This is a genomic window from Moraxella sp. CTOTU47579, from assembly GCF_032004885.1.
GTDB lineage: Bacteria > Pseudomonadota > Gammaproteobacteria > Pseudomonadales > Moraxellaceae > Faucicola > Faucicola tetraodonis.
Genome location: NZ_DALZOJ010000026.1, coordinates 1 through 11676, shown reverse-complemented (window position 1 = coordinate 11676; position 11676 = coordinate 1). Strand labels below are relative to the sequence as shown.

Annotated in this window: 10 protein-coding genes; 7 read left to right on the top strand and 3 right to left on the bottom strand. The window is 43.2% G+C overall.

Annotated features, from left to right (window positions below; translation table 11 throughout):
• The coding region (locus RTP55_RS10830) for a DHH family phosphoesterase (protein WP_312386017.1) at positions 1 to 868 on the top strand (868 nt) is incomplete at its 5' end.
• A 63-nt stretch (positions 869 to 931) separates the two neighbouring features.
• On the opposite strand, the gene RTP55_RS10825 is transcribed toward RTP55_RS10830, so the two are convergent.
• A complete protein-coding gene (locus RTP55_RS10825; protein ID WP_312386018.1) occupies positions 932 to 1903 on the bottom strand; it encodes a TerC family protein in 972 nt (323 codons plus the stop codon).
• 436 nt (positions 1904 to 2339) lie between these two features.
• Here RTP55_RS10825 and dinB point away from each other — a divergent pair, with 436 nt between their 5' ends.
• Entirely contained in the window at positions 2340 to 3395 is a 1056-nt protein-coding gene (dinB, locus tag RTP55_RS10820) for a DNA polymerase IV (RefSeq protein ID WP_312386016.1), read from the top strand.
• Between the two features lie 163 nt (positions 3396 to 3558).
• Here dinB and acnB read toward each other — a convergent pair whose 3' ends face one another.
• The gene (gene acnB, locus RTP55_RS10815; RefSeq protein WP_312386015.1) at positions 3559 to 6159 is read right to left on the bottom strand and encodes a bifunctional aconitate hydratase 2/2-methylisocitrate dehydratase; all 2601 of its coding nucleotides are present in this window, start codon (positions 6157 to 6159) and stop codon (positions 3559 to 3561) included.
• A 390-nt stretch (positions 6160 to 6549) separates the two neighbouring features.
• Here acnB and lipA point away from each other — a divergent pair, with 390 nt between their 5' ends.
• The 5 genes from lipA to RTP55_RS10790 all read left to right on the top strand — a co-directional run bounded on the left by lipA (position 6550) and on the right by RTP55_RS10790 (position 11142).
• Positions 6550 to 7623 (top strand): lipoyl synthase, encoded by a 1074-nt coding sequence (gene lipA / locus RTP55_RS10810; protein WP_282841184.1) that lies wholly within the window; start codon positions 6550 to 6552, stop codon positions 7621 to 7623.
• 112 nt (positions 7624 to 7735) lie between these two features.
• Positions 7736 to 8623: an alpha/beta fold hydrolase gene (locus RTP55_RS10805; protein WP_312386013.1), complete on the top strand. Its 888-nt coding sequence runs from the start codon at positions 7736 to 7738 to the stop codon at positions 8621 to 8623.
• Between the two features lie 196 nt (positions 8624 to 8819).
• Entirely contained in the window at positions 8820 to 9254 is a 435-nt protein-coding gene (locus RTP55_RS10800) for an RNA-binding S4 domain-containing protein (protein WP_036598052.1), read from the top strand.
• Positions 9255 to 9380: 126 nt separating this feature from the next.
• Positions 9381 to 10490 (top strand): UDP-N-acetylmuramate dehydrogenase, encoded by a 1110-nt coding sequence (gene murB, locus RTP55_RS10795; RefSeq protein ID WP_312386012.1) that lies wholly within the window; start codon positions 9381 to 9383, stop codon positions 10488 to 10490.
• Positions 10465 to 11142 (top strand): YdcF family protein, encoded by a 678-nt coding sequence (locus RTP55_RS10790; protein ID WP_312386010.1) that lies wholly within the window; start codon positions 10465 to 10467, stop codon positions 11140 to 11142. The genes murB and RTP55_RS10790 overlap by 26 nt, the downstream gene beginning before the upstream one ends.
• 1 nt (position 11143) lies before the next feature.
• Here the strand turns inward: RTP55_RS10790 and RTP55_RS10785 are convergent, their stop codons facing one another.
• On the bottom strand, positions 11144 to 11476 hold the full coding sequence (locus RTP55_RS10785) for a rhodanese-like domain-containing protein (protein ID WP_312386009.1): 333 nt from the start codon (positions 11474 to 11476) through the stop codon (positions 11144 to 11146).
• Positions 11477 to 11676: the final 200 nt, after the last annotated feature.

The window sequence follows — 11676 nt, the reverse complement described above, 5'->3', positions numbered from 1 at the left end:
CCAATCTTGCTTTCATTGCTTTGTTATTGAAAAGATTGTGAACAGGTTCTTAGATGATATCAATAAAGAAACCAAATTTTTAATTGAACTTGCTAAAGTCCGATTACCAGAATTACTCACCCATCTTGAACCTGACCAACTCGCTGCTTTAGTCGATCATAACGAAAGCCAGCAATCGATTGCCAATCTAGCCGACGCCCATATTTGTTACCTTGTCGACCATCATAAACTTGGTGATTTGACCACTGCCGAACCTGCCTATATTCGATTTGAACCTGTCGGCTCTACCAGCACCATTTTATACCATATGTTTATGGAAAAGAGTTTGCTGATTTCTCAGCAAATGGCGACATTGATGGCAGGTGCAATCATTTCTGATACGCTTAATCTGACAGGTCCTACCACTACAGACAGTGACAAGCAAGCTTTAGATGCCTTAATTCACCTTGCAGGGATTCACGATATAAACAGCTTTGCCAATCAATTATTCGATGCAAAAAGCAATATCAGCGACTTAACGGATGATGCGTTAGTCACTACCGATTATAAACAGTTTATTTTCTCAAATAAAAAATGGGCAATCGCTAGTATCGAAACTGTTAAACCTGATGTGGTGTTGTCGCGCATTGAGGGCATCCAACAAGCCAGTGAGCTAATCCGCCAAAGAGATGGCTTGGATTATATGCTAGTTATTATTGTTGATATTTTAAAACAGCAATCTTGGGCGGTTGGTAGCAACGATGCACAAAATGAAATCATTGAGCAAGCATTTGATACCAGACTCAATGATAAATTGCTTGATTTGGGTAACTTGGTCAGCCGAAAAAAACAATTTGTGCCTACTTTAGAAGCATTTTATGCCCAATAGTCAGTTTTTAATTCACAAAAAAGGGCTAAATTGTTAGCCCTTTTTTTTATTCAAAAATATTTTTTATGCTTCAACTTTACCCAAATTCGGAAACTTTACCGATAAAATCGCTGTCACTGTTAGCACGGCGGCAATAAAGCCTAACGAGATAGCCATCGGCACATGGAACACATCAAGCAGCAGCATTTTTGCGCCAATAAACACCAAGATGACACTAAGCGCATAAGGCAATAAATGGAATTTATCCGCCAAACCCGATAACAAGAAGAACATCGCCCGTAGACCCAAAATAGCCAGCAAGTTTGCCGTCAAAACAATAAACGGGTCGGTAGTGACCGCGAAAATTGCAGGAATCGAATCCACCGCAAAAATCACATCCGACAATTCAACCAAGATAAGCACCACCGCTAGTGGGGTAAAATACTTAACGCCATTTTTTACCAACACAAACCGCTCTTGACCTGACGCATCATGGCTGTCATCGCTGATTTTCAGATGTTTTTGTAAAAACTTATATAAGCCTGACTGCTTCGGGTCTTCTTGCTCATCGTGGTTTTGCCACATTTTTACACCCGTATACAGCAAAAACGCACCAAAAATATATAAAATCCAGCTAAACTCCGTGACAAGCCAAGCCCCTGCAAAAATCATCACCGTGCGCATGACAATCGCACCAATCACCCCGTACAGTAAAATCTTCCGTTGCATCGCAGGTGACACCGCAAACGCCGCAAAAATCATCAGCCATACAAAAACGTTATCAATGGCGAGCGATTTTTCCAGTAAATATCCTGTAAAAAACTCCCCTACTTTTTGAGTGGCGATAGCATTGCCAAAATTTTGTGATAGATACCACCATAGACCGCCTGCAAACAACACAGACACGCCCACCCAAATGGCACTCCAAATACCCGCTTGTTTCATCGAAACCGCTTCACCATTTTTTGGGGTTTTAAAGGTAAAAAAATCAACCAATAACAGTATCGCTACGATAGCAAAGAACACGGCATATAGCATGGGACTGCCAATGCTCATGGGTTCTGTCATTTGATTCGCTGCTGCAAGTAACATTATCGCTCCTTAGTATGCATTTACAAACTATGGCTGGCAATAAGTCAAAGGATTTTGGAAAAATGCTAAGCACAAAAAAACCTTGACTCACACCGACCAAATATGTGGTTGTGTTAAGTCAAGGTCTGGCTTACTATTTGATAATTAGCTCAATATATGGCTAAAAAATAGCTGATTTACCGGTAAGCGGCTGCTTACGTAATGACGATAAATCACAAACTGCTGAAGTGAGAAGTTACTCCCCTTGATAGCGATAATGTAGCAGATAAACGACGACTTATCAATAGAATTTATCAATCAGTAAATTTTGAATTTATTGTTTATGTTAGCTAGCGTATTTAAAGCTTAACCAGTCAATTAAATACTTTCCCCGTACAGTTAGAATGGTAAACTAACAGTCATGCGTAAAATTATTCATATCGATATGGATGCGTTTTTTGCCAGTGTTGAGCAACGGGATAATCCTGAGTTACAAGGTAAGCCATTGGTCGTTGGCGGTGATCCCAATGGGCGTGGCGTCGTCGCAGCAGCAAGTTATGAGATACGCAAGTTTGGTGTGCATTCTGCCATGTCATGCTATCGAGCCCGTCAGCTATGCCCCCAAGCAATTTTTGTCAAACCACGCTTTGAGGTGTATCGTGAAGTTAGTGAGCAAATTCGTGCCATCATGCACCAATATACGCCACTGGTCGAACCCTTATCACTGGATGAGGCGTATCTGGATGTGACCGATAGCCCGCATGAAAAAAATTCTGCGACACTAATTGCCAATCGCATTCGCCAACAGATTTTGCGGCAAACGCAACTGACCGCTTCAGCAGGCGTGTCTTATAATAAAATGCTTGCCAAAATCGCGTCAGATTTAAATAAACCCAATGGTATTGCGGTGATTACACCTGAGCAAGGATTGGACTTTATTGCCAATTTACCGGTAAAAAAATTTCATGGCATTGGCAAAGCCACCGTCAAAATGTTGCATGACATGGGTATATTTACAGGATTGGATTTACGCAATACCCCAGCGGACGTATTAAAACAACGCTTTGGCAAACGGGGTGATTTCTTTCACCAAATTGCCCACGGTATTGATAATCGAGAGGTTAAAGCTGAGCGCAAACATAAATCTGTCGGTTCTGAGACAACGTTTGTGCACAATACTATGGATGATAAAATCATTGTGGCTGCCCTATATCGCGAAAATAGCCAAGCGTTTAAAGATTTACAAAAAAAGCAGTGTTACGCTCGCACCATCACCATTAAAATCAAATACAGCGATTTTAGTGTGATTACCCGCTCTCATAGTATTTCTTCCCACTTTGAGCAGGAATCTGATGCCCATTATTGGATTCAATGGCTATACGAGCATACCCCAAAACTTTTACCCGTACGTTTGGTTGGGGTGACTTATTCAAATTTGCTGCAAGCTGAAGCCTCGTCACAGATGCCATTACTATAAATCACTATAAACCAAATTTTGCCAAGATATTTTTGTAGTTGACTGTTTAAACAATTTTTATATAAAACCTAACAACAGTAAAACCCTGCTATATTGCAGGGTCTTACTTTATTGTTATCCTACTTAATTAAAATTAGATCAACCTAACTTAACTTAACGATTGTTAGGTAAGCTGTGCTACGTTAATTTTGTTTGCTTCTTCAGTATACTCGCTCATACGGTCGAAGTTTAAGTATTTGTAGATATCGGCTGACATGCTGTTAAGCTTACCAGCATATTGTTGGTATTCTTCGTTGGTAGGAAGTCTACCAAGTACCGCCGCCACCGACGCCAACTCGGCAGAAGCCAAGTACACGTTGGCACCTTGACCTAAACGGTTCGGGAAGTTACGTGTCGAAGTTGATACGGCGGTTGATTTTGGTGCGATACGCGCTTGGTTACCCATACACAGTGAACAACCCGGCATTTCAGTCCGTGCGCCCGCTTGTGCATAGACATTGTATAGACCTTCATCCATCAATTGGCGCGCATCCATTTTTGTGGGTGGTGCAATCCATAGACGCGTGGTCAAGCTACCCGCAGGTACTTCTTTGAGCAACGCGCCCGCTGCACGGAAGTGACCGATGTTGGTCATACATGAACCGATGAACACTTCATCAATCTTGTCGCCGGCAACGTCTGCCAAGGTTTTGGCGTCATCTGGGTCGTTTGGACAGCAAAGAATCGGTTCTTTGATGGCGCTCATATCGATAGTGATGTCAGCAGCATATTCTGCATCTGCATCAGCGCGTAATAATGTTGGGTTGGCAAGCCATGCCTCCATACCTTTGATACGGCGTGCAATCGTACGGGCATCGCCATAACCTTCAGAAATCATCCATTTGAGTAAGGTGATGTTTGACGTTAGGTATTCTTTTACTGATTCTTCAGACAGGGTGATAGTACAACCTGCGGCTGAACGTTCGGCAGAGGCATCTGATAATTCGAATGCTTGTTCAACGGTTAAGTCTTCTAAACCTTCGATTTCTAAGATACGGCCGTTAAATACGTTTTTCTTACCGGCTTTCTCAACGGTCAATAAACCTTCTTTAATGGCTTGGTAAGGAATCGCATGTACCAAGTCACGCAAGGTGATACCAGGCTGCATTTCACCGACAAAACGTACACGAACTGATTCTGGCATATCTAATGGCATCACACCGGTTGCTGCAGCAAACGCCACTAGACCTGAACCTGCTGGGAACGAAATACCCATTGGGAAGCGGGTATGTGAGTCACCACCCGTACCAACGGTATCAGGCAATAGCATACGGTTTAACCATGAGTGAATAATACCATCACCTGGACGTAATGATACACCGCCACGATTCATGATGAAGTCAGGGAGTGTGTGCTGAGTTTCTACATCGATTGGTTTTGGATAAGCTGCCGTATGACAGAATGATTGCATGACCAAATCTGCAGAGAAGCCTAAACAAGCCAAGTCTTTTAATTCGTCACGGGTCATAGGACCTGTGGTATCTTGCGAACCCACGGTGGTCATTTTTGGTTCACAGTAGGCACCAGGACGGATACCTTCTACGCCACAAGCTTTACCGACCATTTTTTGCGCTAAAGTATAGCCTTTACCAGTGTCGACAGGTTGTTCGGGTTTTGCAAAAGTGTCAGACGCGCCCAAACCTAGATATTCACGGGCTTTGTTGGTCAAGCCGCGACCTACGATCAATGGAATACGACCACCGGCACGCACTTCATCGAGCAGCGTTGGTGATTTTAATTCAAAAGTTGCAATCACTTCATCAGAATCATGTTTGGTGATTTTGCCGTCATGTGGGTAGATATCAAATACATCACCCATGTTAAGTTTGCTAACATCTACTTCGATAGGTAATGAGCCAGCATCTTCCATGGTGTTGAAGAAAATCGGTGCGATTTTACCACCCAATACAAGACCGCCGGCACGTTTGTTTGGCACGCCTTTGATGTCATCACCCATTAACCACAATACGGAGTTGGTCGCTGATTTACGGCTTGAACCGGTACCAACCACGTCACCCACGTATGCCAATGGAATACCGTCTTTTTTCATCTCTTCGATTTGTTTCATCGGACCAATCACGCCGTCTTGGTCTGGCACAATGCCTTCACGCGCATTTTTTAGCATCGCTAATGCGTGCAGGGGGATGTCTGGGCGTGACCATGCATCTTGGGCAGGTGATAAATCATCGGTGTTGGTTTCACCGGTGACTTTGAAGGTTTTGTAAGTAGCTTTTTTTGGTACTTCTGGACGGCTGGTGAACCATTCGGCGTTTGCCCAAGATTGTAACACTTCTTTGGCTACTTCATTGCCCGCTTCCGCTTTTTCAGTGACATCATTAAAGGCATCAAATACCAATAAGGTTTTTTTCAGCGCGTCGCCCGCACCTTTGGCCAATTCTTTATCATCTAATGCTTGGATTAATGGTTCTACGTTGTAGCCACCTTGCATATGACCCAATAATTCAATCGCTTTTTGTTTTGAAATCAGCGGCGAAGTGGTTTCGCCTTTAACGATGGCCGCTAGAAATGCCGCTTTAACATACGCTGCTTGGTCAACCCCAGGTGGAATACGGTTTTCTAATAAGTCTACAAGTGTCGCTTCTTCACCCGCCGGTGGATTTTTTAATAGTTCAACCAAATCAGCCGTTTGCTGTTCGTTAAGTGGCTGTGGCACAATACCCTGTGCCGCACGATTTTCGACGTGTTTACGATAGTTCTCTAGCATGAATCGTCCTCATAGTCATGTAAGATTATTGTGTTAACCATGCGTCTGCAAGCCCTCTTCACAACACAGTTGAATTTTGAAATGGCTACTAGCCAGCATGGCTTTGGCTAAAAAATTTAACCCTTCTAATATACTTGAAATGTGATGAAATGTTAATGAGAAAATACGTTTTTGTTAACATAGCCATTATTTTTTAAAAAAATAGCCCAATAATTTTTAATAAATGCGTTTGAGCCGATTGTCGCTTTTTTTACTAGGATGGAAAATAACTTTGGCTGTGTACTTTAAACAACAAAGCTTATCCCAAAATAGTTTAAATTCGTCAGCCTAGATTTCTGTTATAATAACCCCCTAAAATCTGCTAAATGAATTCAAGGATTAATCATAGCAATGACCGACACTGTACAAACTTTTGCCCCTTCAACGCCGCACACCGATAGACCCATCGCTCGCGACAAGCCAAAACGTCCTGAAGTGGGTGAAAAACTACGTGGCCATGATAAAGTTGCCCGTATTCCGATTAAAATCATTCCAACGGTAGAAACCCCAAAAAAACCTGACTGGATTCGCGTCAAGCTGTCATCGCCCAGTGAAGTAGCGCGCATTAAGTCAACTTTGCGTGAACAAAAGCTGTATACGGTGTGTGAAGAAGCGGCCTGCCCCAACCTCCCCCAATGTTTTGGTGATGGTACCGCGACCTTTATGATTATGGGAGATATTTGTACCCGTCGCTGCCCATTTTGTGATGTGGCGCATGGTCGCCCCAATGCACTTGATGAGCTTGAGCCCATTCACACCGCTGAGACCATTGCCGGTCTAGGATTAAAATATGCGGTGATTACCTCGGTTGACCGAGATGATTTGCGTGACGGCGGCGCGGAACATTTTGCCAATGTCATTAAAGAATCTCGTCAGTTAAGCCCTAATTGCTTGATTGAGATTTTAGTCCCTGATTTTCGGGGTCGTGAGCAAGTGGCACTTGATATCTTAAGTGACACAGCGCCTGACGTGTTTAACCACAATATCGAAACCGTGCCACGTTTGTATAAAGCGTTTCGTCCAGGGTCGGATTATCAGCATTCATTACAGTTGTTAAAAGATTATAAAGCGCGTCGCCCGGATATCGTCACCAAATGTGGTTTTATGGTGGGTCTTGGCGAGACCGAAGAAGAGGTTTATGCTTTACTTAATGATTTAAAGGCGCATGATGTCGATTTAATTACCATCGGTCAATATTTGCAGCCAAGCAAATCGCACGCCCCAGTTGATAGATTTGTGCATCCGGATGAATTTGACCGTTATACGGCACACGGTAAAAAATTGGGCTTTGCAAATATCTGGGCAGGTCCGATGGTGCGCTCAAGCTATTTTGCCGATCGTCAATATTATGGTGAGCCTTGTCCGCGCCCTACCCGTGGTGCCAATCCGTTATCAGAAGCGGACATGAAAAAATCAGGCTGTTGATTTATGCGTTGATATGTGCATTGATTTGTGAATTTGTGCGTTGATTTAAAGCCGTCATTAGACGGCTTTTTTATGCTACCCTAATTATAAAATAACACACAGGAAATTTGAGATGAATAACAACTACACATTCTATCTGCCTAAGGTGCCGCCCGTTGCTACTTTACTAATCGTACATGGCATGGCAGAACACCAAGGGCGCTACCAACCTTTTGCGCAATTTTTGGCAAATCATGGTATTGCGGTGTTGACGTTTGACCATTTGGGTCATGGACAGCAAGCCTATGACAATGGTTGCTTAGGCTATATGGGTAACCCTAATCCTGCTGAGTTGATGATTGACAATGTGATGGACCATGCGCAGTTAATCGCTGAAAAATACCCTGATATCCCCCATTTTATCTTGGGTCACAGTATGGGGTCATTTATCGTTCGCTGTATTTTGCAGCGCTATGGTGAGCAATTTGCGGGCGCAGTGATTATGGGTACCTCAGATTTCAATCCATTGGCAAACTTGTTTGTGCCTGTGACCAAAAATCTTAATCACTTTACCACGCGCCGCACCAATCCGGTATTGGATAAGATTTTAAACCAATTTAATAACCTACCCTTTAGAAAAGAACCCGATTTACAAGGGTTTAATTGGCTCAATTCAGATCCCAAGCAAGTAAAAGCCTACCTTGATGACAAGCTTTGCGGCTTTCAGTTTACCAACAATGGCTATTTTGCGCTTATGTCGTTGATGCAAACAGGCACCAATAAGCATTGGTATCAACAAGTACCCCGACAGTTACCGCTACTATTTGTCAGCGGAAAGGATGACCCCGTTGGGCAGATGGGAAAAGGCATTCCGCGTATTGTCAAACGTTTGCAAAAAAATAACTTTGCTTCGGTGAGCGTGCAGCAATATGAAGCGATGCGCCACGAAATTTTGCTAGAGCCTAATCACCAACAAGTGTATGACGATATTTTGACTTGGCTCACTCACCATATCAATTAGCTTAAAATCCCTGAATCTTGACAATGGGTCTAATTGCTGAGTGTTTAAGCAGCGTTTTATAACTGTCATGATGAATAGACTATTAGCCGCGTTTTGACACGCCAGTTGCTTGTTAGAAATATCGATGTGACGTATTGAAAGATTCGAAAAAACAACCATTTAATCTAAAGTTATTCATGCAGCTAAGTTATAGGAAATGTCATTGAGTACAACTGATAAAATTAAAGTGCGTTTAGATAAATGGCTATGGGCAGCAAGGTTTTATAAAACCCGTACCCTAGCCAAGGAAGCGATTGAATCGGGACGGGTCCACCATTTTGGCAATCGCGTCAAGGTCAGTAAAGAAATAGCGGTGGGCGATGAATTGACGATTCGTCAAGGGTCAGCCAATCATTACACCCAAAAGACGGTCAAGGTGCTAGCGCTGTCTGAAGTGCGCGGCAATGCCACTGCCGCCAGTGTGCTTTATCAAGAGACCGATGCCAGTATCAGTCAACGAGAATTTTTCACCGAACAAAAAAAACTTGCCAATCTTGCCCGCCCCGATCATCGCCCAAATAAAAAACAGCGTCGTCAGCTGAGCCGTTTTAGGGATATTAACCATTTTGGCAGTGATGAAGAAGGTTTTTAGGTGGCTGTCATGGGGTCATAAAAATCGCAATTTTCCCCGTGATATTTCGTTATAATAAGCACTTTATCATTGCACTAGTCATTGCACTGGCGATGAGCAACTCTGCCGATTATTAACGATATTTTTATGACCAATCTTTTTGAACCTAACCCTGTGCAGGCTAATGCTAGCTATGTGGATATTAGCGCATACAATACCATGGCATTAGCCTGCCAAGCCAAACAATTCATTCGCCTAACTCAACTATCTGATATTGAGCCCACTTTTAAGCAACTGGCAGCCCATCAACAAGCGTTTGTTGTGCTATCCAATGGCAGTAATATCATTTTGCCCGAAGTGTTGGACGCGGTTGTCGTGTCACCCAGTCTTAAAGGTAAAACTATCCTGTCTGAAGACACCCAAACCATAACCCTTGAGGTGATGGCTGGCGAGGATTGGCATACGCTAGTGCTAGACACGGTCAATCAAGGTTGGTATGGACTGGAAAATTTGGCGTTAATCCCAAGCTGGGTGGGTGGCAGTCCCGTGCAAAACATCGGTGCCTATGGGGTACAAGCTGAAGATGTGATAGACAGTGTAAAAGCGTTTCATATACCGAGCTTAACGTGGCATCATCTAAGCAACGCTGATTGCGAGTTTAGCTACCGTGACAGCTTGTTTAAACAGCAAGCAGGACAGTGGCTCATTACCAGCGTCATTTTTACCCTCAGTAAAACTGCCAAACCCAATACCCAGTATGGGGATGTGGCAAAAGTTGCTCAGCACTATGCTAGCCAAGCGGGTCGCGATGAAGTCACACCCGTGGATACCATGAACGCCATCATCGACATTCGTCAAAGTAAATTGCCCGATACCAATGACTTGCCCAATTGTGGCAGCTTTTTTAAAAACCCCATCGTCGCCAAATCTCAAGTTGACCAGTTACTACAGAGTTATCCCAATCTGGTGCATTATCCTGTCAAAGATGCCCAAGGCAATTTGACCGATTACTGTAAAGTTGCGGCTGGCTGGCTTATTGACCAATCAGGGCTTAAGGGTAAAGGCATTGCCCCGATTTTAACGCATGTGAAGCAAGCCCTAGTATTGACTAACCATGCACCAAAAGTTGCGACGCAACGTGATGTTGCCAAAAGTATGCAATTTATACAGGAAACTGTACTTAGGAAATTTGGGATAAAATTGGAAGCTGAACCGGTTTGGATTGAATCTGATGGTAGCATTCGCCAAGCTCATTAATTATCTTGAGCGATTTTTTTTAACCATCAAACGGATTTTGACCGTTGTTGTATTGGTGGGGTGTTTAATCACACTCAGTTTTTTTACACCCCTATTTTCTACCATTGTATTGTTTATCTTAGATTATTATCGCCTGCCAGAATCAGCGGTGAGCGTCAATCCTGCAACGGCGATTGTGGTGTTAGGTGGCGGATTAACCAATAACCAGCAAAATGAAATTGTGATTAACCAATTTACCGAAAGTCGATTGATTAAAGCCAGTCAAGTATATCAGCAGACTGGCTTACCCATCATCGTCAGTGGTAAGGAGGCGCCATGGATGGCAAAGTGGCTGCAAAAAAAAGGCATTATGTGGGTCGTGGCAGAAAAAAACAGCTTTAACACCTGCCAAAATGCAAAATACACCGCAGAAATGGTCAATGTCAAACAGGTAATTTTGGTAACAGACGCTTATCACATGAACCGCTCAAGAAGGCAGTTTGCCATTAATGGTGTGGCTACTGTCCCAAGTATCGCCCCATTACCAAAGCCAAATGATTGGCAGCATTTTGATCAAAACCTGCAGCATTCAAGACGTGCCTTGTATGAATTGTTGGCATTCGCTCGCGATCTTGTCAAACCCCAATACGACTGCCAACCAACCAATAAATGAGTTATTTTTGAATTTCCACATTGGTGTAGCCAGCTGACTGTAAGGCAGACTTGGCTTGTTGGGCACGACCGCCTCCACGGCTATACACTTTAATGGTATCTGATTTTGCAATGCCTTGCGCCGTTATTTTTGCCAGTAATTCATTGTGTGGAATATTAATGGCACCGGTTGGATGATTCACAGAATACTCCTCTGGGGTACGCACATCAATAATTACCGTCGCAGCGTTTGCTGTTGGCATCAATAATGCACCAACCATGACAGCTGCGCCTAAGGCAAGCAACTGTTTTTTTGAAAGTTTAAGGGAAGGCTTAAAGATTTTAGGCATCAACATCATAATTTCCTTGTAGAATTTTGAGTTTTAAAACCAAGTTAAACCTCAATGTTTAACCCACTATGATTATAGCATTCATTATTCGCACTCAAATCACTGAGTTGCTTTGATTTGCAACCCATGTGTTTATTTTGTAATTATACTAAAAGAGACCTTTGCACGAAACAGCCCCTTTGCTCGAGGCATACCACCAAACCGAA

Bases quoted from the DNA above. Each gene is read 5' to 3' on its own strand.
- lipA (WP_282841184.1), top strand. From the start codon at position 6,550: ATGACCGACACTGTACAAACTTTTGCCCCTTCAACGCCGCACACCGAT.
- murB (WP_312386012.1), top strand. From the start codon at position 9,381: ATGACCAATCTTTTTGAACCTAACCCTGTGCAGGCTAATGCTAGCTAT.
- dinB (WP_312386016.1), top strand. From the start codon at position 2,340: ATGCGTAAAATTATTCATATCGATATGGATGCGTTTTTTGCCAGTGTT.
- RTP55_RS10800 (WP_036598052.1), top strand. From the start codon at position 8,820: ATGTCATTGAGTACAACTGATAAAATTAAAGTGCGTTTAGATAAATGG.
- RTP55_RS10790 (WP_312386010.1), top strand. From the start codon at position 10,465: ATGGTAGCATTCGCCAAGCTCATTAATTATCTTGAGCGATTTTTTTTA.
- RTP55_RS10805 (WP_312386013.1), top strand. From the start codon at position 7,736: ATGAATAACAACTACACATTCTATCTGCCTAAGGTGCCGCCCGTTGCT.
- RTP55_RS10785 (WP_312386009.1), bottom strand. From the start codon at position 11,476: ATGTTGATGCCTAAAATCTTTAAGCCTTCCCTTAAACTTTCAAAAAAA.
- acnB (WP_312386015.1), bottom strand. From the start codon at position 6,159: ATGCTAGAGAACTATCGTAAACACGTCGAAAATCGTGCGGCACAGGGT.
- RTP55_RS10825 (WP_312386018.1), bottom strand. From the start codon at position 1,903: ATGAGCATTGGCAGTCCCATGCTATATGCCGTGTTCTTTGCTATCGTA.